The 23,786-nt window shown below is 62.2% G+C and carries 23 protein-coding genes; 16 read left to right on the forward strand and 7 right to left on the reverse strand.

Features of this window, described 5'->3' with window-relative positions:
* Positions 1-3 precede the first annotated feature (3 nt).
* The 3 genes from K8374_RS12310 to tssI are packed head-to-tail and all read right to left on the reverse strand — an operon-like array spanning position 4 to position 2,956.
* On the reverse strand, positions 4-471 hold the full coding sequence (locus K8374_RS12310; RefSeq protein WP_224455784.1) for a DcrB-related protein: 468 nt from the start codon (positions 469-471) through the stop codon (positions 4-6).
* Positions 472-506: 35 nt separating this feature from the next.
* Positions 507-1,091 (reverse strand): hypothetical protein, encoded by a 585-nt coding sequence (locus K8374_RS12315; protein WP_224455785.1) that lies wholly within the window; start codon positions 1,089-1,091, stop codon positions 507-509.
* Between the two features lie 11 nt (positions 1,092-1,102).
* Positions 1,103-2,956, reverse strand: coding sequence for a type VI secretion system tip protein TssI/VgrG (gene tssI / locus K8374_RS12320; protein ID WP_224455786.1), 1,854 nt, complete (start codon positions 2,954-2,956; stop codon positions 1,103-1,105).
* 266 nt (positions 2,957-3,222) lie between these two features.
* Here tssI and K8374_RS12325 point away from each other — a divergent pair, with 266 nt between their 5' ends.
* The 10 genes from K8374_RS12325 to K8374_RS12370 all read left to right on the forward strand — a co-directional run bounded on the left by K8374_RS12325 (position 3,223) and on the right by K8374_RS12370 (position 11,261).
* Positions 3,223-4,248: a hypothetical protein gene (locus tag K8374_RS12325; RefSeq protein WP_084857817.1), complete on the forward strand. Its 1,026-nt coding sequence runs from the start codon at positions 3,223-3,225 to the stop codon at positions 4,246-4,248.
* Between the two features lie 50 nt (positions 4,249-4,298).
* Complete coding sequence (locus tag K8374_RS12330) at positions 4,299-4,808, forward strand: hypothetical protein (protein ID WP_224459319.1); 510 nt, start codon at positions 4,299-4,301, stop codon at positions 4,806-4,808.
* Between the two features lie 731 nt (positions 4,809-5,539).
* A complete protein-coding gene (locus tag K8374_RS12335) occupies positions 5,540-5,836 on the forward strand; it encodes a hypothetical protein (RefSeq protein WP_224455787.1) in 297 nt (98 codons plus the stop codon).
* Positions 5,837-6,030: 194 nt separating this feature from the next.
* Positions 6,031-6,342, forward strand: a complete 312-nt coding sequence (locus K8374_RS12340; RefSeq protein WP_224455788.1) for a hypothetical protein — start codon at positions 6,031-6,033, stop codon at positions 6,340-6,342.
* A 61-nt stretch (positions 6,343-6,403) separates the two neighbouring features.
* Entirely contained in the window at positions 6,404-6,622 is a 219-nt protein-coding gene (locus K8374_RS12345) for a hypothetical protein (RefSeq protein WP_224455789.1), read from the forward strand.
* Positions 6,623-6,754: 132 nt separating this feature from the next.
* Entirely contained in the window at positions 6,755-7,018 is a 264-nt protein-coding gene (locus K8374_RS12350; RefSeq protein WP_224455790.1) for a hypothetical protein, read from the forward strand.
* A gap of 181 nt (positions 7,019-7,199) precedes the next feature.
* Complete coding sequence (locus K8374_RS12355; RefSeq protein WP_224455791.1) at positions 7,200-7,754, forward strand: hypothetical protein; 555 nt, start codon at positions 7,200-7,202, stop codon at positions 7,752-7,754.
* A 71-nt stretch (positions 7,755-7,825) separates the two neighbouring features.
* Complete coding sequence (locus K8374_RS12360) at positions 7,826-8,122, forward strand: immunity protein Tsi6 family protein (RefSeq protein ID WP_224455792.1); 297 nt, start codon at positions 7,826-7,828, stop codon at positions 8,120-8,122.
* Positions 8,123-8,490: 368 nt separating this feature from the next.
* Positions 8,491-10,137 (forward strand): MFS transporter, encoded by a 1,647-nt coding sequence (locus K8374_RS12365; RefSeq protein WP_224455793.1) that lies wholly within the window; start codon positions 8,491-8,493, stop codon positions 10,135-10,137.
* Positions 10,134-11,261 (forward strand): HlyD family secretion protein, encoded by a 1,128-nt coding sequence (locus K8374_RS12370; RefSeq protein WP_224455794.1) that lies wholly within the window; start codon positions 10,134-10,136, stop codon positions 11,259-11,261. The genes K8374_RS12365 and K8374_RS12370 overlap by 4 nt, the downstream gene beginning before the upstream one ends.
* Before the next feature lie 397 nt (positions 11,262-11,658).
* Here the strand turns inward: K8374_RS12370 and K8374_RS12375 are convergent, their stop codons facing one another.
* Positions 11,659-13,425 carry a SulP family inorganic anion transporter gene (locus K8374_RS12375; protein ID WP_224455795.1) on the reverse strand — a complete coding sequence of 589 codons (1,767 nt, stop codon included), beginning with the start codon at positions 13,423-13,425 and terminating at the stop codon, positions 11,659-11,661.
* A gap of 63 nt (positions 13,426-13,488) precedes the next feature.
* Positions 13,489-14,364, reverse strand: a complete 876-nt coding sequence (locus K8374_RS12380; RefSeq protein ID WP_224455796.1) for an AEC family transporter — start codon at positions 14,362-14,364, stop codon at positions 13,489-13,491.
* A gap of 519 nt (positions 14,365-14,883) precedes the next feature.
* Here K8374_RS12380 and K8374_RS12385 point away from each other — a divergent pair.
* Both K8374_RS12385 and K8374_RS12390 read left to right on the forward strand, forming a co-directional pair.
* The gene (locus tag K8374_RS12385; protein WP_224455797.1) at positions 14,884-16,185 is read left to right on the forward strand and encodes an MFS transporter; all 1,302 of its coding nucleotides are present in this window, start codon (positions 14,884-14,886) and stop codon (positions 16,183-16,185) included.
* Positions 16,186-16,289: 104 nt separating this feature from the next.
* Entirely contained in the window at positions 16,290-16,610 is a 321-nt protein-coding gene (locus K8374_RS12390) for a hypothetical protein (protein WP_224455798.1), read from the forward strand.
* Between the two features lie 71 nt (positions 16,611-16,681).
* On the opposite strand, the gene K8374_RS12395 is transcribed toward K8374_RS12390, so the two are convergent.
* On the reverse strand, positions 16,682-17,611 hold the full coding sequence (locus K8374_RS12395) for a LysR family transcriptional regulator (RefSeq protein ID WP_224455799.1): 930 nt from the start codon (positions 17,609-17,611) through the stop codon (positions 16,682-16,684).
* 121 nt (positions 17,612-17,732) lie between these two features.
* Between K8374_RS12395 and K8374_RS12400 the strand changes: the two genes are divergently transcribed.
* Positions 17,733-18,002: a DUF2790 domain-containing protein gene (locus K8374_RS12400; RefSeq protein ID WP_224455800.1), complete on the forward strand. Its 270-nt coding sequence runs from the start codon at positions 17,733-17,735 to the stop codon at positions 18,000-18,002.
* Positions 18,003-18,009: 7 nt separating this feature from the next.
* Here K8374_RS12400 and K8374_RS12405 read toward each other — a convergent pair whose 3' ends face one another.
* Positions 18,010-18,705 (reverse strand): tRNA (adenine(22)-N(1))-methyltransferase, encoded by a 696-nt coding sequence (locus K8374_RS12405; protein WP_224455801.1) that lies wholly within the window; start codon positions 18,703-18,705, stop codon positions 18,010-18,012.
* Positions 18,706-18,874: 169 nt separating this feature from the next.
* On the opposite strand from K8374_RS12405, the gene K8374_RS12410 reads away from it, so the two are divergent.
* The 3 genes from K8374_RS12410 (at position 18,875) to K8374_RS12420 (ending at position 23,768) form a co-directional block, all read left to right on the forward strand.
* Positions 18,875-19,249, forward strand: a complete 375-nt coding sequence (locus K8374_RS12410) for a RidA family protein (protein WP_084857807.1) — start codon at positions 18,875-18,877, stop codon at positions 19,247-19,249.
* A gap of 206 nt (positions 19,250-19,455) precedes the next feature.
* Complete coding sequence (locus K8374_RS12415) at positions 19,456-21,456, forward strand: peptidase U32 family protein (RefSeq protein WP_224455802.1); 2,001 nt, start codon at positions 19,456-19,458, stop codon at positions 21,454-21,456.
* Positions 21,457-21,647: 191 nt separating this feature from the next.
* Positions 21,648-23,768 (forward strand): TonB-dependent siderophore receptor, encoded by a 2,121-nt coding sequence (locus K8374_RS12420; RefSeq protein WP_224455803.1) that lies wholly within the window; start codon positions 21,648-21,650, stop codon positions 23,766-23,768.
* The last annotated feature ends 18 nt before the right edge of the window (positions 23,769-23,786 follow it).

Consider the following 23,786-nt stretch of genomic DNA (forward strand, 5'->3'; position numbering starts at 1 on the left):
GGGTTACTCCTGTTCGCCGGGCTCGGCGCTGGTGACGTCGGGGTTACGTGGGGTGAAGCTGGCCAGCAGGTTGTCCCAGTCCTGGTTTTGCTGAGGGCTGAAATCGGCCTGCGCAGTGGTCGAAAAGATCAATGCACGCCCGGGGCTGATGATGAAGGCGGCTTGACGCTGGTACAGCGGGCGCCCTTGGTTCATGTAGTAGGCGTCGATCTGGATGCCGGGAATCGGCGCGGTCGTGGAAAGCGAGACGGGCTTGTTGCCCATGCGGGTATAGCCGCGCAGCTTGGAGGTCAACATCTTGACCTGGCGATCCACATACGCTTGCAGGGCTTCGTCCGGCAGCAGGGTGTCCCGCGAGATGGTGATGCTCAACGGTGCTGGAACACTGGCCCCCAGAACGAACATATTGACCGTACGGTCCTCGAAACCTGCCGGCAGCGTGATGCCGCCTTCCTGCAATTCATAATCCATGTGATGAAAATTCCTGATAACGAAAAACGTTCGGGTCAGCGCAATGCAAGGCCGTCGAGCATACGGTCAAAGTCGGTCAGCCATTGGCTGAGGCTCGGTCGGGTCGGGTCGATCACGCAGGAGATATCCAGCCATTGCAGCGAGTCGCTACCCTCGACCGGCACCAGTGCCCCGACCATCCGCCCATGTCGGGGTTCATGGCCGGCATTGAAGTGAAAATCCACGGCTTTGGCCGGATTGCCGGCCACGTAGCAGTCACGCTGGCGGATCACGCGCAGTTGCGGGTTCAATTCACGCAACGCCTGGATCGCAGCCTCGAACAACTGCTCCAAGGTTTGCCGAGAGCGGACATCGCGGCGGCGGATTTTCAGGGTAACCGGCTCGCCTTCATGTTCGAGGGTGGTCTGGATGTCGCGGAAACGAAAGCCGACTGGAAATTGCAGCGTGAAACCACCAAAGGTGAAACCGCTGGCCACATCCTGCAGCGCGACAGGTACCGGCTCCGGCTCGACCACCGGCTCCGGTACGCTGGCGGCTTGCGCCAGCTCGGCCAGGCGGGCGGCTTCCTGTTGGGCTTCGCGCTTGGCGGAAATGCGGTCGTAGATCGACGTCCTGCTCATCTCTACCCGCCTCAGTCGTTGATCCGTACGGGAGTGCCGGTGATCTGCGTGAGGTCGGTACTGTTGGTGGTGATGACCTTGCCTTTGATCTCGATGCCTTCCGGGGTCAGCTTGATGCTGCTGTCGCCTACCTGCAGGATGATGTGCTGCTTGGCCGCCACCTGAATGAACTGGTTGTCGACCTGAAGGGTGTAGGAGCCCTCGGTGACCTGCACCACGGTATCTTTCTTGACCGTCTCGGTATGCGCCCCACCCACCGTGATCGTCCGGTTGTTCCCCACATCATGGGTCTCGTCCAGTTCGATCTCGGTGTCCATGTTGCGCTCGGCGTGCATGATGATCTGCTCGGCGCCGGCCTTGTCTTCGAAGCGGAAGAAGTTGGCGGTTCCGCCATCGCCTTTCGTCGAGCGGGTCAAGAAGCCGCTCTGGGTCTTGTTCGCCGGCAGCGACCATGGCGGGGTGTTGGAAGTGTTGTACAGGCTGCCCATGATCAGCGGACGGTCCGGGTTGCCGTCGAGGAATACCACCACCACTTCGTCGCCGACGCGTGGGATCTGGATGCTACCGAACCCGCCGCTGGCGCCGGTTTGGGCGACGCGTACCCAGCAGGAGCTCTGGTCGTTGAATTCGCCGTTGCGGTCCCAATGGAACTGCAACTTCACCCGGCCCAGTTCATCGGTATAGATTTCTTCGCCAGGAGGCCCGACGACGATGGCGGTCTGCGGGCCGGTAATGGCCGAGCGCGGGGTATGCAGCTCAGGCCGGAATGGAATCTTGCGACGGATGCAGGTGAACCCGTTGCGGTAACCGGCTTCGCCATCATTGGCGTAGTTGTTCTGCCCCCAGTGGTTGACCGACAGGATCAGGAACTGTCGATCGTCCGGGGCATCGTTGTCATGGTCGTAGTGCTGGGTCAGCTCGAAATAATGCCCAGGCTCCATCGCTCGGCAATTGCTCTCACCGTTGAAGGTCTTGCCGTTGACCTCCATCGCTTCGAGGCGATGACGTGCTTTGCGCATGCCTTCGTCGGCGTTTGCGTACCCATAAAGGCCTTCGTATTCGAACACTTCGTAGTGGCCGATATCGCCCTGCTGGTTGACCGAATTGAGCTGGACCAGATGCGGGTTGCCGGGCTGCTTGTAGTCGAACGACTTGAGCGTCAGGCGTGTCGGCTGGAAGCGGCGTGCCGCGGACCAGGAGGTGATCGAGTCGGCTGTCTCGGTCACCGATGCGCTGTGATAACGGATCACCGGCTGGCGCTCGAGCTGAGGGAGCATGCTGCTGTCATCGCTGATGATCATGCGATGGCCTTCCTGGCTGTGCTGGAAGGTGAAGAACAGCCCTTCCTGCTCCAGCAGGCGCAACACGAAGTTCAGGTCCGATTCCTGGTATTGCGTGCAATAGCTGATCGGCTTGAGCGGCTGGCTTAAGCGGAACTCATGGTCCGCCAGCGTGAGGTAGTAGGCGAAGACTTCCTTGACGATCTGCTCGGTGGTCTTGTCCTGGAAGATGCGCGAGTCGCGACGGCGGCTGAGGATCCAGATCCAGGGCACGAGCTCGGCGGTGTAGTTGGCGATGCCACCATCGGCGCCGGTATGCACGAAGTCCGATACATGTGCGCTGATGTACTTGGTACTGCCGTCGGCCAGTGCGATCCCCAGGGTGACCTTCTTGCCGATCAGTTTCTTGAGTTCGATGCGGGCATCCTGGGAGATGAGCTCTACCTGGAAACTGAACAGTTCGGAGATCGCTTCCCGACCGCTGAAGCTGAGCAGCTGCAGCTCTTGTTCCGGGGGCAAGGGGGAATCGAAGGTGAACAGGCGTTGATGCTGGGTGAGCATCGACTCGAGGGCGTCCGTAATCATACCAGTGCATCCTGCATCAAGCTGGAAATCGACTAATGAAAACGTGCTTGACAGAGGCTGTCAAATGATGGCGATACGCCATACCTCGCTCTGGTGACGCCCGCCCGCAGTCACCAGAGGCGCTGGGGAGGATGTGAAGCGGTATACGCTTTATCGATTTATTGCCACGGATTTTACCCACCGGTTTGATCTGGTGGACTTTCGGGGTGTAGGCTCCTTGCGCTTAGCCATGAGGCAGTACACAGCGAATTTCAGGGAGCGTCGCCATGAGCGTGAGTGAAAGCCAACTCAGCCAACTAGACCGGGAAATGGATCAGAATCACCGGGAAATGGTGATCATGACGCTGGAGGACTTTCACGCACAGGCCCAGTTCGCCCAGCAGAAACACTGTGCCACCCAGCCACCGCTGGCCTGTAACCGCACACAGGGCGAGATGCTGAATGGCACATGGCAAAGTGTGAAGTCCACCTACAATGGCGTGCCTCATTCCTTCGTCAATACGACCTGGGGCGTTCCCACGGCCATGGCGGCCTGGGACGCGAGGAACATCACCGCGTTCATCCGCGACATGAATGGTATCGGCACGAAGGTGCGTTACACGGTGCGCAACGGCAAGCAGTACGTGATCCTCACCGGCTATCCCGGCCTGCGCAAAACACTCAACGCGCCGCGCTATGGCATCCAGAACGCCAAGCTGGTCAGCATGGGCATCGGCAAATACGGCGTGCGCGGCTCGTCCATCAAAGGGTTCAAGCTTTCCTGCTATGTGGCCGTCGCCATCGAGGTAGCCGAATGGGTGTTCGGTGACGAGCACATCATGAGCGACCTGTTCGGCGGCGTCGGCGTGGAGTTGATCAAGGCGGGCATCGCCTCGGCGCTCGGCTACGCCGCGGCGCTGGCCGTTGGCTCGTTGTTCACCGCCGCTGCCGCACCGGTCATTGCCGGAGCGCTCGTCGTATTCGCGGTAGGGCTTGGGCTTAACGCGCTGGACAACCATTTCGGCATCAAGAATGCCGTCAAGGCCGGCTTGCGCTATGCAGTGGATCACATCCAGGCGATCCACAAAACGATCACTGAAATCAAGCCAGCCGACCTGCGCCGCTACGCGGAGCAAACCGCTGCCGACGTCGCGGGTAAAATTGCCGACGAGCTCTACGATGAAGCCAAGTCCTGGATCATTCGCAAATTGCGTCCAGACGGTATTGACCTGCCAACCTGGCCAAGCGCACCTAGGCTGCCATCGATGCCGTCAATGCCTTCGCTGCCAACGTTCAATCTACCCAAGTTCTGACGATGAAAACACACTCTTCACAGATATCCTCCGAACCGACGGCACTGAAGATCAGGTCGTTGGCAGTGATCATGCTCATTGCATTTCTGCTGGTCGGCGCCATCTCGGTGTACGCCTATATCCACTACCTGTTCCCGCTGTACGGCAGGCTCCTGCGCGGCGCCCCCGTCGTGGAAACGCCATACTTGGCGTTCGGGTTGCTCATGGCGCCTCCCGCGCTGGCCATTCTGCTCGTCGGCAGCGCGATCTGCGCCTGGACCGGTAAGAAGTTCGACCCGCCTCCCGCTTCACGGCTGCACCGTTTCCAGACCTTGATGTTCGGGTTGTCATTGAAGACGCTGCTGTATGTGGTACCTGCAGTGATGGTCCTGACTACCCTGGCTCTGCTTGCCAGGGGGTATTCGCCCTGCTCGAAGCTACTGATCTCCGGGTCTGCCTGGCAGCTGTTCTGGGTCAATGACGAACGGGTGTGCTTCAAGCCGGATCACTACATCAATGACAACTGGCCGTGCAAGGTCATCGATGGCAAGGATGTTTGCATCCAGGTAGACGGGCGGTGATTACGTCCGGAGCTTGCTGATCGATGACGACACGCCAACCTTACGAATTTCACGAACGGTCGCCCCACTTATTTCGTCTTGTCACTTTTTTCTTTTGTCTGTTCACCGTGGCGTTAGGCTCGCTTTCAGCCTATTGGCTGGCGAGCGATGTACTCCCATTATTCGGCAGGCTTTTTAGAAACGCGCCCATCGTCGAAACCCCGTATCTGGGCTTTATGCTCATTGCCATGTGCACGGTCACCCCGATACTTGTAATTACCTCGACATACGCATGCTGGCATGCAAAAAAGTTTGACCCACCGTCTAATACCCGACTATTTCGTTTCCAGCACAGCTCTTACAGGCTGACGCTATGGTCAATGATTTACCTAGCACCCGCACTTGCCATATTGGTCACACTGACCTTATGGGTACGCGGATATATACCTTGCCAGAAATTATTGATTTCAGGATCCGCCTGGCAAGTATACTGGGTCAATGACGATCGATATTGTTTTAAACCCGACTCATACTCCAATGAAAAGTGGCCATGCAAGCGCGTAGGGAATAAAAATATGTGCATTCAAGTTGACGGGCGACCGTAATGGTTTCGCCCGCAGCGAACGACACTCCTCCTGACCCAAGGGCGCTCCTAATTGATTCGCTCCTCGTGCAATTTTTTGTACAAGAGCCCTGGGGAATGCCTGGGGTAGAGTTAATTGGACAGCCCACACCAATAAAATGAGGCCACAATGAACAACAGCGAAATCATCAAGCAACTGGAAACGCTAAAGAATATTTATCATAAAGAGCGCTGCTATAACTTCGACAGTGGAATTGAATCAATAATCAATATTCTGCATGACACCTCAAGACAAGACGGAGCTGCTTGGAAACAAGCAGCCTCCATTTATAGAACTTTAGCAATATCTAAATCCGGATTTTCAGACATCTATGTCGACGCTGGAACTGCTGACGAACGGGTAGCGACCAATATCAAGCTCAACGACATCCGACAATTAATATGGGATACGTTTAAAAGAGTTTGAACCATGGTTTCATGGCGCTGCAGCTATGGCACTGTCAATCTGCAACCATACTATGCAACGCTTTGACATGCAAATGCAGCAAAGCTTAGCTTCGACAAGCTGACACTATGGTCAATGATTTACATAGCACCCGCACTTGCCATATTGGTCACACTGACCTTATGGGCACGCGGATATATACCCTAGGGTCGAAAATGAACACGCACACACTAAAGGTTACTGCTAAAGCGCTTCGTGAAAAACTTGAGGCTCTCGAAGATCAAAAACCTGATGCCAAGATCATGCTCAACATCCTACGCGGCCTCTTATTGAAAGCTGAAAACGGAGAAATCCATACCCCCATGGAGGCTAGAGACATACCTGGCTACCGCTACTTACCGGAAACCACCTTACAGGACGACCGTAATCTCAGCGAGTTGTTTGCGAAATGTTACATGGCATTGATTGATGGAGAGGAGTGGAGCTCCTTTAAAAAATTCCAAGCCAAAAACAAAAATCACGATTAGAAAAGGATGAAGCATATACACTTGAAATCATACCAAGTCGAAACATGGTGCCTCACGCTTCATGCCCCAGACCAACCTTGAAAAATACGGCATTGCGCAGAGAGATGGTACGTCTTTCATCATGCCAGACCACGAAGCAACCGAGCTCCTGATCAGGACAGCAGGTGACAAGCGCACCTTGGAGCAAGCCCTTGGTTTGCCTGAGAATTTCCTTGTTACCAATGCACTGGTCCGGGTAGACATCCCTGATCCGAAGCAGTTGAATCTGCGGATTCCATAGGAAATAAAGCCGGTCCTAACGAATTCTGGATCCCTGGTGGCAAGCTACCTGACGGCAACAGTGAGACCGTCATAGACGCGGCGGGTATTGCCGCCGAGATGTTCAATACCGCCCCCTTTTTTGAAGGCCCCTATGAAATTCAAAGATCTTTTCATCAGTCGCCAGCACATGTACTCCATCGGCATCGAAGAAGACGCTGGCCAGTATTACGTTTCGTTCCCCGTCAGCAACGGCATGGTTGACTACGAAGAGTATTACGCCATCGCTCCAGCGATGTTTGATGCCTTCATGGATGACCCTGATGCGGCTCTGGCTTTCGTCATCAAATGCCGTAAAAGACAACTCGATGAATTACTGATCATCAAGCCGGGAAAAAATCGGGGCACGGCCATCTAGCGCCACACAGATAGATGCATTATGGGATACGTTCAGGAGAGCTTGAGCCATGAATGGCGCTATGGCTCAGGTCGATGGTCACTGTTGATGTGGGTTGAACAGGCAATCCTATTAGCTTATGGTGTGTTTATAGCCCTCCCTAAACATCCATACCTACCGACGGCAGCAGCCCAGGCTTTTAATGAAAAAGAAACCCTCAAGACCGAACGACTTAACCCCAACGCAACTGAGAATACTAGCGCTCGGTTTTGTGATTGCACTTATCATGGTCGGTGCTCTGTCCCTCTATTCTTTCTGGAATCACTTGCTACCGATTTACGGTAGGCTTTACCGCAACGCCCCAGTCGTAGAAACCCCTTTTCTGGCGTTCGGCTTGTTGATGGCCCCACCAACAATTCTCATTGGACTTATTGCAATGGCGGCCTGTATCAGGAACGGCACTAAATTTGACCCTTCGCCTGGCAGCAAACTCTATGGCTTCCAAAACATAATGTTCAGTGCATCTTTCAAAACCCTGATTTATGTTGTGCCCATGGCCGTTACCCTAACTACGCTTGCGCTGTTTATGCGCGGCTACTCCCCCTGTCCAAAATTATTGATATCAGGGTCCGCCTGGCAATTATTCTGGGTTAACGATGAACAGGTGTGCTTCAAGCCGGATCACTACATAAACGACAACTGGCCTTGCAAGGTCATCGATGGCAAGGACGCTTGCGTTCAGGTCGATGGGCGTTGACCATCTTGGCGTGTCTAATCTGAGCGCCCCCTAAAGTTAGCCGAGTACGTGCTCTTGTAAGCGAGATTACCATGAAGCTCACCACACCCCTCGCCTATGTGCAGAACGCCATCGATCTTACAATGCAACGGAACGAGGCTTGCCCGAGCCACCCGCTCTATGGCGTGTTGCTTAATCAACTCGACTACGTCAAAGCCGTATTCGGAGGGCATGAGCAGGACAAATCCAAACTTCATCAGCTCAGCATAGGTGCCATTGCATCGAAGGAATTCGAGGAACATGATCCCGAGCTGGCCGTGGCCTTGAAGAACGCTTACTACGTGGCTATTCAGTCAGCCCGTGGTCTAAAAATCCAACTGCCCGATTGATTTGCCAGACCGTTATCGGGCTGCAGCCGTATCCGCACAGAGGTTGATCGTCACTATTCATCCTCTTCCGCGATGATATCCGGTAAAACATCGGCTCCATTGGGGGCGCTGCGCGCCCCATCGCGGGGCAAGCCCGCTCCTACAGAAGAAGGCGGCGCTAGCCACTTGTTCTCTGCGCGACAGCGCAGCCCAAAGGGCTGGGTGATCTCCCACAAGGTAGCGGGTTGCAGGGCCACTGTAGGAGCGGGGCTTGCCCTGCGATGGGCTGCATGGCAACCCTGGAGCTCGTTTGACTCAAGCACAGGTATTCCAACCCCCTCTCCAGTCGCGTAGAGTTTTTTCCACGCGAACCCAGGGCTGTATCAGGAATGGACAAATACGCGCCGCGTCAGTGGCTCCCCCACGAAAAGCCCAGCCTTCCTGGTTCACCCTCCACGCCCCTGCATGCGCCTGCCACACGCCTGGCCTACGGCCTGGTCGGGCTGCTGGTGGCCATCACCGGGGGCTTGGGTAACGCGCTGGTCACCGCCAACCTCACCTTCCTGCAAGGCGCACTGGGCGCCACCAGTGCGGAAATGGCCTGGCTGCCTGCCGCCTTCGTGATGACCAACGTGTCGATGAACCTGCTGCTGGTGAAATTCCGTCAGCAGTTCGGTTTGCGCGCCTTCACCGAAGTGTTCCTGGTGCTCTATGCCCTGGTCACCTTTGCCCACCTGTTCGTCAACGACCTCAATTCGGCCATCGCCGTGCGTGCGGCGCACGGTATGGTCGGGGCGGCGTTGAGCTCGCTGGGCCTTTACTACATGATCCAGACCTTCCCGGCGCAGTGGCGCCTCAAGGCCATGGTGCTGGGCCTGGGCGCCTCGCAGTTGGCCGTGCCGCTGGCCCGGGTGTTCTCCGAAGACCTCCTGCAGATCGCCGAATGGCGCGGCCTGTACATGTTCGAACTGGGCCTGGCATTGGCCGCGCTGGGCTGCGTACTGTTGCTCAAGCTGCCGCCGGGCGATCGTTTCAAGACCTTCGAGCCGCTGGACTTCCTGACTTTCTCGCTGATGGCCAGCGGCACCGCCCTGCTCTGCGCCGTGCTGTCCCTGGGGCGTATCGACTGGTGGCTGGAGGCACCGTGGATCGGGGTCGCGCTGGCGGCTTCCATCGCCCTGGTGTGCTCGGGGCTGGCCATCGAACACAACCGCAGCAACCCCTTGCTGATGACCCGTTGGCTGGGCAGTGGCGCGGTGGTGCGCCTGGCCTTGTGCGTGATCCTCATCCGCATGGTCACTTCCGAGCAATCCACCGGCGCGGTGGGCTTCCTGCAGGCGCTGAACCTGGGTAGCGAACAGATGCGCAGCCTGTACTGGGTCATGCTGCTGGGCGCGGCCACGGGGCTGCTGACCAGCGCCCTGACCATCAACCCCGCGCACCTGGTCACGCCATTGTTCATTTCGCTGGCGGCCATGGCGGCCGGGGCCTTCATGGACAGCAGCTCGAGCAACCTTACCCGCCCGCACCAGATGTACCTCAGCCAGTTCATGCTGGCCTTCGGCAGCACCTTCTTCCTCGGCCCGTCCATGGCCCTGGGCATCAGCCATGTGCGCACCAACCCGCGCAACCTGGTGAGCTTCTCGGTGATGTTCGGGATCTGCAACAACCTGGGCGGCCTGATCGGCGCGGCCCTGCTGGGCACGTTCCAGACGGCGCGGGAGAAGTTCCATTCAAGCCATATCGTCGACCGCCTGAGCTACCTCGAACCGCTGGTCCACGCCCGGGTCCAAAGTGGTGGCGCCGGCTACGCGGGGGTGATCGCCGACCCGGGCCTGCGCAGCGAGGTCGGTACACGCCTGTTGGCCAACGCGGCCACCCGCGAGGCCAACATCCTGGCCTACAACGATGTCTTCATGCTGATCGGCAGCATTGCCGTGGCCACCATGATCTGGATCCTCATTCGCAGCTTCTGGCTCTGGTACACCCGGCCCGCTGCCGCCCCCGACACCTCACGCGATGCTTCGAGCCGATGACCCAACCGACCCAGTCCACGACCACCACCGCCCTTGCCGAAACGCCCGAAGGCACCGCGCCGCCCAGCGAGCCCGGCAGCCAGGTGCGCACCCGGCGGGTGCGTATCCTCTCCTCGATCAGCTTCGCCTGCGTGGCCCTGGCTGGCGTGCTGCTGGTGCTCTATGCCTGGCGCCTGCCACCGTTCGGCAGCGCCATCGAGAGCACCGAGAACGCCCTGGTGCGCGGCCAGGTGACGATCATCGGGCCACAGCTGGCCGGCTATATCGTCGACGTGCCGGTGCATGACTTCCAGTTCGTCAAGCGTGGCGACCTGCTGGTGCAGCTGGACGACCGCATCTACAAGCAGCGCCTGGCCCAGGCCATCGCCCAGTTGAAACAGCAGCAGGCGGCCCTGGCCAACAACCTGCAACAGCGCAAGAGTGCCGAAGCCACCATCGCCCAGCGCCAGGCGGCCATCACCGATGCCAGTGCCCAGGCCGACAAGGCCCGCGCCGACCTGCGTCGCAACCAGGCCCTGGTCAGCGACGGCTCGGTGTCGCGCCGTGAGCTGGACCTGGCCCGGGCCAGCCATGCCGCTGCGGTGGCCAGCCTGGCACAGGCCAAGGCGGCCTTGGAGATCGCTCGCCAGGACCGCGAAACGGTAGTGGTCAACCATGCGTCCCTGGAGGCTTCGGTGGAGAACGCCAAGGCGGCCGTGGAGCTGGCACGCATCGACCTGGACAACACCCGGGTCACGGCACCACGCGACGGCCAGCTGGGGCAGATCGGCACGCGCCTGGGGGCGTACGTCAATTCCGGCGCACAGTTGATGGCGCTGGTGCCCGATACCTTGTGGGTGATCGCCAACATGAAGGAAACCCAGATGGCCAATGTGCGCATCGGCCAGCCGGCGACCTTCACCGTGGATGCACTGAACCACCTCAAGCTGCGCGGGCATGTGCAGCAGATCTCGCCGGCCACCGGCTCGGAGTTCGCCTTGCTGCAGGCGGACAATGCCACCGGCAACTTCGTCAAGATCGCCCAGCGCATCCCGGTGCGCATCACCGTCGACCCCGACCAGCCGCAAGCCAAGCGCTTGCGCCCGGGGATGTCCGTAGTGGTGAGTATCGATACCGCGCAGTAACCCTGCGCCCGCTCCCAGGGATTTCGCAGGCCTCGAGAGCGGCAGCAATCTCGGTGTGAGCTGGCGACAGCCTGCGATGGGCTGCAAAGCAGCCCCTAGCCTTCAGACGGTGGAGCCCTCCAAATTTAAGGGGCCGCTTTGCGGCCCATCGCAGGCTCCGCCAGCTCTCATAGAACAACGCATGACCATTTGATTTGCGGCACCCTGTGGGAGCGGGCTTGTCCCGCGATTAGGCCGGGCCCGATATCACCGTCGCCTGGCAAGGGCTTCGCCCTTGATCGCGGGACAAGCCCGCTCCTACAGAAGAAGGCGGCGCTAGCCGCTTGTTCTCTGCGAAACAGCGCAGCCCGAAGGGCTGGGTGATCTCCCACAGGGTAAGCAGACTGTTTGCGATAGCTCAGGGTGTCCAGTCCACGCCATGGTCCTCCAGGTAGGCTTCCACCGCCGCTCCCACCGTGGGGTGGAAGATGTCGTTGCCGATATGGCGGAGCACCTCCAGGCGCAGCAGCTTGTCCCGCACCGGGTCCTTCACTTCCGCGAAATGCAGCTCCACACCCGCCTCGCGCAAGGCCTGCTGCAGTTCCACCAGCATGTCGGCAGAGGTGACATCCACGCTGGTCACCGGCTCCGCGGCCACGATCACCCGCCGTATGCTGTCGCCCGACCGGGCAACGGCCTCCAGCACGCAGCGCTGGAACAGCTCGGCATTGGCAAAGAACAACGGCGCGTCCCAGCGGAACAGCACCAGCCCCGGCACACGCCGGGCATGGGGGTAGCGCGCCACATCGTGATAGCCGCGCACGCCATCGGCCCGGCCCAGCACGGCATAGTGAGGGCGCCAACCGTCCCACAGAAACTCGATCACAGCGATCACCACCGCCAGGCCGATGCCCGGCACGGCGCCGAACACCGCCACGCCCACGAAACAGGTGATCGACAGCCAGAACTCCCAACGCTGGATACGGTAGATCCGGCCCAGGTCCTTGAACTCGAACAACCCCAGCGCCGCGGCGATCACCACCGCCGCCAAGGCGCTTTGCGGCAGGTGGCGCAACAGGTCAGGCGCCAACAGGAGCAACAGTGCCACGCCCAGCGCGCCGAACACCCCGGCCAGTTGGCTGCGGGCACCTGCAGCCTCGGCGACCGGGGTCCGCGAGGAACTGCTGCTCACCGCGATGCCCTGGAACAATCCGGTCGCCAGGTTGGCAAGGCCCAGGCCGACCATTTCCTGGTTGGGGTCGACCTGGGTGCGCGTCTTGGCGGCATAGGTACGCGACAACACGCTGGTGTCGGCGAACGACACCAGCGCCACCGCCGCGCCGCCGATCACCACCGTGGCCAGGTCGCCAAAGCCGATCAACGGAAACTCGAAGCCCGGCAAGCCCTGGGGCAGCGAGCCGACCACCTTCACCTCGTGTGCCGCTTCAAGGCCCAGTAACCCAGACACCAGCGTGGCGACCACCACCGCGATGAGAATGCCCGGCAAGCGCTCCCAACGCTTGAGCAGCAGGATGATCGCCAGGGTGCCCGCCCCCAGGGCGAAGGCGTGCCAGTTGGCCTTGCCCTCGAGCAGCGCACGTGCCAATTGCAGGGTGTCGCGCAACGGCCCGGTGCTCTGGCCGGAGATCCCGAACAGCTTGGGCGCCTGGCTGACCAGTACCGCCAAGGCGATGCCATTCATGTAGCCATAGCGGATGGGCTTGGACAGCAGCTCGGTGATGAACCCCAGCCGCAACAACCCCGCCCCTACGCAGATCAATCCCGATACCAGGGCCATGGCGGCGGCCAGGGTAACGGCCCGCCCAGGGTCGCCCGCCGCCAATGGCAGCACCACGGCCAGGATGATCGGCACCAGGGCCGAATCGGGGCCCAGCACGAGGATCCGGCTGGGCCCGAACACCGCGTAGGCCAGCAGCGGGACGATGGTGGCATACAGGCCATGGATACCCGGTACGCCCGAGGCCTGCGCGTAGGCGATGCCGACCGGTACCAGCATGGCCGTGAGCACCAGGCCGGCGACCAGGTCCTTGGGCAGCCAGCCCGGTGGGTAGTGACGCAGCACGCGCCAACCCGGCACCCAGCGCTGCCAGCCCGTCAGGGTCGGCTCTGCTGCATATGCCAGGGGCTTCGGGGGCTGCGGCTCGGGTGGGCTGGGTGTGTCCATAGGCGTCTCGGCGACAGGCCAATGGAGTATGGATGAGCGCTGGCCGTTTGCCGCCCCGTTGGCCTACAGCCACCAGGCCAGCACGGCCGGCAGCCAGGCGAACGACAATACCGTCGAGCACATCACCAGGTTCGCCACCTGCTCCGGTTGGCGGTTGGCACGCACCGCCAGCAGGTAGTTGAATACCGCCACCGGCATCGACGACTGCACCACCAGCACCGCCCGCTCCAGCGGCTCCAGGCCCAGCACTGTGCCCACCCCCCAGCCCACCGCAGCGCCCAGCACGATGCGCAGCCCGCCCAGCAGCAGGCCGCTGCCCACGTGGTGCAGACGGATGCTGGCCAGGGACACCCCGAGGGTCAACAGCATCAGCGGAATGGTCATACCGCCCAGCAGATCGGCGGTATTGGCCAGCCAGCGTGGCAGCTCAAGGTCCAGGAAGATGATGGGCAAAGCCCCGGCCAGGCTGATCACGATAGGGTTGCGCAACAGCGCCTTGAACGATGCACTGGCACCGGACATGGCGATGCCCAGGGTGAACTGGAAGATCGACAAGGTCAGGAAAAACGCCACGGCCAGGGCCAGGCCATGCTCGCCGAAGGCATACAGACTGATCGGCAGCCCCATGTTGCCGGTGTTGGGGAACATGAAGGCCGGCATCAGCACCCGCCAATGCTGGCCACTGGCACGGCTGACGATGAAGCCGGCCAGGGCCATGCCAAGCATGCACAGCACGCAAGCCAGGGCCATGCTGGTGAAGGCGGCAGGGTTCAGCTGGGTGCGGCTCAGGGTGGAGAGGACCAGGGACGGTGTACCGACCACCATGACGATGCGGGCGATGAATTCGGTGGGGTAGTCCTGGCCACGACGGGCCCAGGCATAGCCGATGCCGGCGACGATGAACACGGGGGCCAGGACGGCGAACAGCGAAGCCAGCATGGAGGGGTTCCTGAATCCGGGAGTGAGAAAAGCCCGCGTATTATGCGGGTAGCGCCGAGCCTGTGGGAGATAACCTCGCCCTTTGGGCTGCGCTGTCGAGCACAGAACACGTGGCTGGTGCTGCCCTTGTGGGAGCGGGCTTGTCCCGCGATCAGGCCCGCCTCGATATCACCGTCGCCTGGCAAGGGCTTCGCCCTTGATCGCGGGACAAGCCCGCTCCTACAGGAGATCGCGGTTTACGGAGCGGCCTTGTGCTGCGAAAGGGGTGCGTAGCAGCCCCAGGGTCCGCAGAGCTCATACCTCGGCCTGCGGCCTCCGGTCGCAGGGGGCAGCCCCTTGGGTAAAACGCGCCGAGGCCTTAGAATCGCGCCTCCTTTTCGCCCCGTTGCCCAATCCCAAGCCCCAACTGCCCGCCGAGGCGGTAAGCGCGCCTGGGTCGCATTCCTTGCCAGGCACGTCCGCGCAGCCCTTGCGCCGTCGAAAAGGCACACTCGTGGCTTTTCTCAACTAGAGGTAACTATGTCTGCGCGTTTGCTGGCCATGGCGCTGGCACCCCTGCTTGGGCTGTTCATCATTGCCCTGGGCAACGGCTTCCTGTCTTCCCTCACCACCTTGCGTCTGGGCGATGCCGGCGAATCGGCGACCATGATCGGTATCGTCTCGTCGGCCTATTTCATCGGCCTGACCCTCGGTGCGATCTTCAACGACCGGCTGATCCTGCGCATCGGCCATATCCGCGCCTACACCAGCTTCGCCTCGCTGATCGCAGCGACCATCCTGCTGCAGGGGCTGTTCTACGACACCACCTGGTGGTTCGCCCTGCGCCTGATCAACGGCTGGGCCGCGGTGGGCGTGTTCCTGGTGATCGAAAGCTGGCTGCTGCTGGCCGGCGACCCGAAGATCCGCGGCCGCCTGCTGGCGTTGTACATGATCGCCTTCTACGGTGCCGGCGTGCTGGCCCAGGCCACCCTCGGCGAAATCACCGGCTGGGGCGCCACTGCGCCGTTCATGGTCGCAGGCATGCTGGCCACCCTGTCGGTGGTGCCGATCGTGGTACTGCCACGGGTGTCGCCATTGCTCGACCAGGTCGAACCGCTCAAGCCGCGCCAGCTGCTCGGCATCGCCCCCACCGGCCTGGTCGGCTGCTTCGGCTCGGGCGTGGCCATCGCCGGCATCTATGCCCTGCTGCCGCTGTACCTGCAGCGCATCGGCATGGACGTTGGGGAAGTCGGCGAAATGATGGCCTGGGTGATCCTCGGCGCGATGCTGTTGCAGTACCCGGTCGGGCGCTGGTCCGACCGCAAGGACCGCCAACTGGTGCTGATCGCCCTGGCGGCGATGTGCACCGTGCTGTCGGTGCTGATCGTGCTGCTGCCGCCCGATTCGGCGCTGCTGCCGGCCCTGCTGTTCCTGCTCGGTGGCGGTGTGTTCGCGCTGTACCCGGTGGCGGTCAGCAGCGCCGCCGACCGCGCCCCGTCCGATGCCCTGGTGCCGATGATCCAGGGCCTGTTGCTGATCAACTCGCTGGGCTCGTCCATGGCCCCGCTGGCCATTTCGCCGGTGATGAGCGCCTATGGCGAGGCCGGGCTGTTCTGGGCCTTCGCGGTGATCAACCTGGCCATGGTCGGCTTCTTCCTGTGGCGCCGTGGCAAGCGCCCGGCACCGGAGCACCCGGCACCGTTCGCCCCGGCGGCCACCTTCTCGCCGACCGGCGCGGAGCTGCGGGTCACCGAGGAACTGATGCACGCCGCTCAGGAGCACCCGACCATGGCCGATGCGGTAAGCGGCGAAAACCCGGCACACCGGGCCGAGGCCAACTGACCGCCCGGGGCTGCAGCGCAGCCCCTACCACTGGTCGCCTGCCGGGCACCCTGCCCGGCTTGGGCAGACGAACCTAGAACAATCATCCCGACAGGAGATTCGCCATGGTTCGCCTACAGCCCCTGCTCCTGGCCCTGTGCCTGGGCCTTTCCAGCGCCGCCGCCGTTGCCGCCACCGACATGAACGGCGCCGGCAGCCCTCCCCACGACGACCATACTTCGGGCGAGCACCCTCGCGGCAGCACAGCCGGCGAAGGCAGCAGCACCAACAACCCCGGCGGCACCCAGGACAACGACAGCAGCGACACCGGTACCAACTCCGATGCCGCCGACGGCACGACCGGCGGTTCGAACAATACCGGCGAAGCGACCGGCACCGGTGCCGGCAGCTCCGGCGGGACCGCCGAGGACCAGGACAGCCGCTGAGCGCCAGCAGCACCTGTAGGAGCGGGCTTGTCCCGCGAACACCGGCGCAGCCGATGCCATGTCCCGTGCAGTCAGCGCCAGTAGCGCGGGTCATCCGCCACGCGTTCATGGGCCTGGAACAACACCGGCAGCTGCTCCTTGAGAAAATCCAGCCAGGTGCGCACCTTGGCATCGAGGAAATGGCGCGACGGGTAGATCGCGTAGATCTCCCGTTGGCGCAACCGATGCGGCGCCAACAACCGGCACAGGCGCCCTTCCTCGATCGCCTGAGTCGCCGAGTAATACGGCAGCAGGCCGATCCCCATGCCCAGTTCGGTGGCCTTGAGCATGGCGTCGGCGACATTGGTGAGGAAGGTGTCCTGGGGCACGATTACGCAGCTGTCCGGCCCTTCGAACGCCCAGTCCTCCTCGAACAACGGATCGACCGTGCGCAGGCAGACATGCTCGTGCAGATCCTGCGGACGCTTGGGCACGCCATGGCGGGCCAGGTACTCGGGAGAAGCGCAGAGAATGCTGTAGATACTACCCAAACGGATGGCGATCAGCTGCGAGTCCGGCAGGCCCTGGCCGATAGTGATCACCACGTCCTGGCCGTCGGCGACCGCATCCGGGTTGCGCTGGGACAGGGTCATCTCCATCACCACGTCTGGGCAGGCCGCGTTGTAGCGAGCCACCAGCGGCATCATCAGCAAGCCCAGGCCATGGGTGCAATGAAAGCGCAGGCGGCCACGGGGTGTGAGGTGGGCGCCGCGGGCTTCGTCCATGGCTTCCTCGGTGAGCAGCATGATCTGCCGAGAACGCTCCAGGAAACGCTCGCCCGCCTCGCTCATGCGCAACCTACGGGTAGTGCGGTGCAGCAGGCGGGTCTGCAACTGGTTCTCCAGCTCCGCGACAATCCGCGACACCTGCGCGGCGGAAATGTCCAGGGCATTGGCCGCGGCAGCGAAACTGCCGCACTCCACTACCCGGGCGAAGGTTCGCATGGCGTGCAGCATGTCCATATCAACGCGCTCCGGTGATGGCATTCGTGCATCAAAGGCAGGAATCTATCACGAAACAGCCCATTTATTGCTGATCCCTCAGCACTACATCATGGGTCATCACCGATTAAAGGAGACCGCCATGAAAGGCTCGATCGCGTTTCTTGCCCTGTTCACCTCCCTCGCCTCGTTCACCGCCTTCGCCGCCCCAGCCACCCCGCAACCGGTCAATACCACCAGCCAGACGTACGAATACGGCATGCCCCTGGACGTGGCCAAGGTGATTTCCATCACCCCCGCCAGCAATGCGGCCGATTGTGCAGTGGGCACCGCGCACATGGTGTATGTCGACCACCAAGGCCAGGTCCACACAGTGAAATACCAGGAAATGGGCAACTGCTCGCAGCTGTAGCGCCAGGTCAGGCCAACAGCTGTTCGATCCATTGCACCTGCGTCGCCACCTCCTGCACCTTCTGCTCCGGCACCCCCTGGCGGGCCCGAACGAAGTGCGCCATGACCCGACGCTTGCGCTTGAGGTTCAAGTGCCACTTGGCCAGGAAGGCCGGGCTGCGTTCCTCCATCAGCAAAGGGCCGAAGTACAGCTGCTGGGGCGAATAGGCCACCGCCTGGCAGCGTTCGGCGACGATGATCTCGTAGGTGAACGCGTTTTCCTCCAGCAACTCCTCGCACAGGATGCGGTAGTCGTTTTCCATCAGCCACTCACGCAGGGTGCCCTCGCGCACGTTGGGCTGCAGCACCAGGCGCTCCTTGCCGCTCAGGCGGTGCTTGCCACGCTCGAGGATCTCGCGGATCTTCTCGCCGCCCATGCCGCACAGGCTGATGGTGGTGATACCGTCTTGCGGCTCGATGGCATCCAGGCCATCGGCCAGGCGCACGGCGATACGTGCCTCCAGGCCGTTCTTGCGCACCTTGCGCTGGGCCGAGCGGTACGGCGTCGGCGCGGCCTCGCCGGCCACGGCCGCCTCGATGCAGCCGCGCAGCATCAGCGCCACCGGCAGGTAGCCGTGGTCCGAGCCGATATCGGCCAGGCGCGCGCCGGCCGGCACATGCGCCGCCACCCGCTCCAGGCGCATCGACAATGTCTGTTCGTTCAACCCTTGCCCCTTCTTGCAACCCTTGCCCGGCGCCCTCGGCCGGATCGGGCGGCGATTCTGAACGCCCACGCCGCGCTTTTCAAATGCACGCGACCAGGGCCATGGCTCGACCCGGCCAAGCCGCTCGCGTAGGCTTGCGGGTTTCCTTCCGTTGCAAGGCGAAACCACCATGGCAGATATCATCTTCACCCCCGACAGCGACCCGGAATCCATCTCCTCGGACGTGGCCGAGTTCAATGGCCTGCTGGTCACCACCCAGATCCCCACCCGCGCCGACGGCAGCCTGGCGCTGGGCGACATCGTCGAACAGAGCGAATGCACCCTGCAGGCGCTCAAGGACGCCCTGGAGCGCGCCGGCAGCTCAATGGACCGCGTCGTGCACCTGACCATCTACCTGACCGACATGGCCGACCGCCCGGCGTTCAACGAGGTCTACCAGCGCTTCTTCAGCAAGCCGTGGCCGGTGCGCGCCGCGGTGGGCGTGGCGTCGCTGGCCTTCGACGGCATGCGTGTGGAAGTGACCGCGATGGCTGCCAAGGCCTGATCTTCCGGCACCCCGTGGTTGCGGCTGCTGCGCAGCCCAATCGCGGGGCAAGCCTGCTCCCCCAGACCTGCGTCATCTCCCTGTAGGAGCGGCCTCGTGCCGCGAAAGGGCTGCGAAGCAGCCCCCTTTGGGCAGCCAATGGATGCCCCCGGGCCATTTCACCGGTACAATGCGCGCCTTGCCCGTGACAGCCCGACCCTAACGATATGTCCCTCCCAAAGAATCACCTGGAACTGCTCAGCCCCGCCCGTGACGTGGCCATTGCCCGCGAAGCGATCCTGCATGGCGCCGACGCCATCTACATCGGCGGCCCCAGCTTCGGCGCACGCCACAATGCCTGCAACGAAGTCAGCGACATCGCCGGGTTGGTGGAATTCGCCCACCGCTACCACGCGCGGGTCTTCACCACCATCAACACCATCCTCCACGACAACGAGCTCGAACCCGCCCGCCAGCTGATCCACCAGCTGTACGACGCCGGCGTCGACGCCTTGATCGTCCAGGACCTGGGGGTGATGGAGCTGGACATCCCACCGATCGAGCTGCACGCCAGCACCCAGACCGACATCCGCACCCTGGCCCGGGCCAAGTTCCTCGACCAGGCCGGCTTCTCCCAGCTGGTGCTGGCCCGCGAACTGAACCTGCAGCAGATCCGCGCCATCGCCGCCGAGACCGACGCGGCCATCGAGTTCTTCATTCATGGCGCCCTGTGCGTGGCCTTCTCCGGCCAGTGCAACATCTCCCACGCCCAGACCGGCCGCAGCGCCAACCGTGGCGACTGTTCCCAGGCCTGCCGTCTGCCCTACACCCTCAAGGACGATCAGGGCCGCGTGGTGGCGTTCGAGAAGCACCTGCTGTCGATGAAGGACAACAACCAGACCGCCAACCTGAGCGACCTGGTGGACGCCGGCGTGCGCTCGTTCAAGATCGAGGGTCGCTACAAGGACATGGGCTATGTGAAGAACATCACCGCCCACTACCGCAAGGAACTGGACGCCATCCTCGAAGGCCGTCCGGACCTGGCGCGCGCCTCCAGCGGGCGCACCGAGCACTTCTTCGTGCCCGACCCGGACAAGACCTTCCACCGCGGCAGCACCGACTACTTCGTCAGCGACCGCAAGATCGACATCGGCGCCTTCGACTCCCCGACCTTCACCGGCCTGCCGGTGGGCGTGGTGGAGAAGGTCGGCAAGCGCGACCTGCTGGTGGTCACCGACGTACCGCTGACCAACGGCGACGGCCTCAACGTGCTGGTCAAGCGCGAAGTGGTGGGTTTCCGCGCCAACATCGCCGAGCCCAAGGGCGAGTTCGAGGAAGACGGCCAGACGCGCTACCGCTACCGCGTCGAGCCCAACGAAATGCCTGAAGGGCTGTACAAGCTGCGCCCCAACCACCCGCTGTCGCGCAACCTGGACCACAACTGGCAACAGGCCCTGCAGCGCACTTCCGCCGAGCGTCGCGTGGGCGTCGAATGGCACGCCGTGCTGCGTGAGCAACGCCTGGCCCTGACCGTCACCAGCGAGGAAGGCGTCAGCGTGCAGGTGGCTCTCGACGGCCCGTTCGGCGCCGCCAACAAGCCGCAGCAGGCCCTGGACCAGTTGCACGACCTGCTCGGCCAGCTGGGCACCACCCAGTACCACGCCGATGCCATCGAGCTGGACGCGCCGCAGGCGTACTTCATCCCCAACTCGCAGCTCAAGGCCCTGCGCCGCGAGGCCATCGAGGCGCTGACCGAAGAGCGGGTCAAGGCGCACCCGCGTGGCGGGCGCAAGGCCGAGAGCAACCCGCCACCGGTCTACCCCGAGGCGCACCTGTCCTTCCTGGCCAACGTCTACAACCAGAAGGCCCGCGACTTCTACCACCGCCATGGGGTGCAGCTGATCGACGCTGCCTTCGAAGCCCACGAGGAACACGGCGAAGTACCGGTGATGATCACCAAGCACTGCCTGCGCTTCTCCTTCAACCTGTGCCCCAAGCAGGCCAAGGGCGTCACCGGCGTGCGCACCAAGGTCGCACCGATGCAGCTGGTGCATGGCGATGAGGTGCTGACCCTGAAGTTCGATTGCAAGCCCTGCGAAATGCACGTGGTCGGCAAGATCAAGGATCACATCCTCGACCTGCCCACCCCTGGCAGCGCCGTAGCCCAGGTGGTCGGCCACATCAGCCCGGAAGACCTGCTCAAGACCATCCCCCGCGCACCGCACTGAGTGCGCAACCCGCTCCCACAGTCGATTCGCACAAAACCTGTAGGAGCGGGCTTGCCCCGCGATCGGGCCGCAAAGCGGCCCCATTTCCGACGTTCATCAATTGGTACTCTGGTACACCAAATACCACTGTAAACGATAATCCCTATCAGTTATGATCCGCGCCTTCCCGCCCCTCGTAGGATCGTACTGCAATGCGTCGTGCGTTCGTTTCATTCTGTCTCATCAATGCCGTTGCCCCCGTTGCCCTGGCTGAACCCACGGCGCCCCTGGAACTGCAAGCCGTCAATATCGACGCCGCCAGCGAGCTGGAGCGTGCCGACGGCCCTGTGATCGGCTACAGGGCCACCCGCTCGGCCAGCGCCACGCGCACCGACACGGCCCTGCACGAGACGCCGCAGTCGATCAGCGTGGTGCCCAAGGACGTCCTCGAGGACACCGCTGCCACCCGCCTGCAGGACGGCCTGGACTACGCCGGCGGTGTAGGCCGCGCCAACAACTTCGGCGGCCAGGGCCTGACCACCTTCACCGTGCGTGGCTTCACCACCGGCGAGTTCTACCGCAACGGTTTCCCCATCAACCGTGGCTATCCGAACGCGCCTGACGCCAACACCGTCGAACGCCTGGAAGTGCTGCGCGGCCCGGCCACCAGCCTGTATGGCCGCGGCGACCCCGGCGGTACCTTCAACGCGGTCAGCAAGCAGCCCCTGGCCGAGCCCAAGGTCACCCTGGGCAGCCAGTTCGATGACCAGGGCATGCACCGCGCCACCCTCGACGCCACCGGCCCGCTCAGCGAAGACGGCCGCCTGGCCTACCGTCTGAACCTGCTCGGCGAAGGCGGCGAGACCTTCCGCGACAACGTGGAGACCGAGCGTTACGACGTCGCGCCGGTGCTCAGCTGGCAGGTCAACGACACCACGCGCATCGTCTTCGAAGGCGATTTCATGCGTAACAACCACCCCCTGGACCGTGGCCTGACCCGCTACCCGACCCAACGCGGCACCGCCTCGCGCGATACCAATATCTGGGAAAAAGGCAGCGACAACCTGCTGCACAACGACAACGACATGGCCCAGCTGCGTTTCGAGCACCAACTCAACGACGACTGGACCCTGGGCGGCGGCATGCAGTGGCTCGACGGCACCCTCAAGGGCAACGCGGTGGAAGCCAACAAGCTGCAGGCCGATGGCCGTACCCTAGGGCGCAACTTCAACTACCGCAAACTGGAATGGACCGACCGGGATTACCAGCTCAACCTCACCGGCCACTTCGACACCGCAGGCTTCTCCCATACCCTGCTGACCGGCATCGAATACGAAGATTACGATTATCAACAGTTCATCCGGCGCTCGGACGGTAATGAGGACGACTATCCCATCGATCTGTTTGACCCAGTACTGGGCCAGCCTCGCCCGGCGCTTACCCGAACTACCACCGATGACAAGGAAAACCTCAAGACCTGGGCAGCCTTCATCCAGGATCAGGTTGCCCTGACCGAGCGGCTGAAGGTCTTGGCTGGCCTGCGTTTCGAACGCTTCGAGCATAGGTTCGACAACTTCCGTGAAGGCGCCGTTGACTGGACCGCCGCCGACAACGCCGTCACCCCGCGCCTGGGCCTGATCTACGACCTGACCGACACCGTCGCCGTGTATGCCAACACGGCCCGTTCGTTCAAGCCCAACAGCGGCGCCAGCCTTCAAGGCCAGGGCTTCGACCCGGAGAAAGGCAAATCCTACGAGCTGGGCGTGAAATGGGAAGCGCTGGATCGCCAACTGAGCGTCGATGCGGCCGTCTACCACATCGTCAAGGAAAACGTCCTGGCCAACGACCCGCAGGACCCCACCGGAACATACAAGGTGGCCGCCGGCGAAGTGCGCAGCCGCGGCCTGGACATCACCGTGGCCGGCAACATCACCCCCGAATGGCGGATGATCGGTGGCTACGCCTATGTCGACGCCGAAGTGACCAAGGACACCAGCCTGCCGACCGGCACCCGCCTGGCCAACATTCCGCGCAACAGCTTCAGCCTGCTCAACACCTACGAGTTCCAGGACGGGCTGGCCAAGGGACTTGGCCTGGGCATGGGCGTGAAGTACATCGACGACCGCGCCGGGCAGACCGCAGCGAGCACCTATACCATGCAGCAGTACACCGTGGTCGACCTGTTGGCCTTCTACCAGGTCAACGAGCATGTGCGCCTGAACCTGGACCTGAAGAACCTGTTCAACAAGGAATACGACGAAGGTGCCTTCAACAACTACGTCTACCCCGGCGCGCCGCGCACGGTGCAGGCGGGTGTGAGCTACACCTTCTGATCCATGATCAAGGGACTC

The organism is Pseudomonas sp. p1(2021b), from assembly GCF_020151015.1.
In the GTDB taxonomy this organism is placed as follows: Bacteria; Pseudomonadota; Gammaproteobacteria; order Pseudomonadales; family Pseudomonadaceae; genus Aquipseudomonas; species Aquipseudomonas putida_K.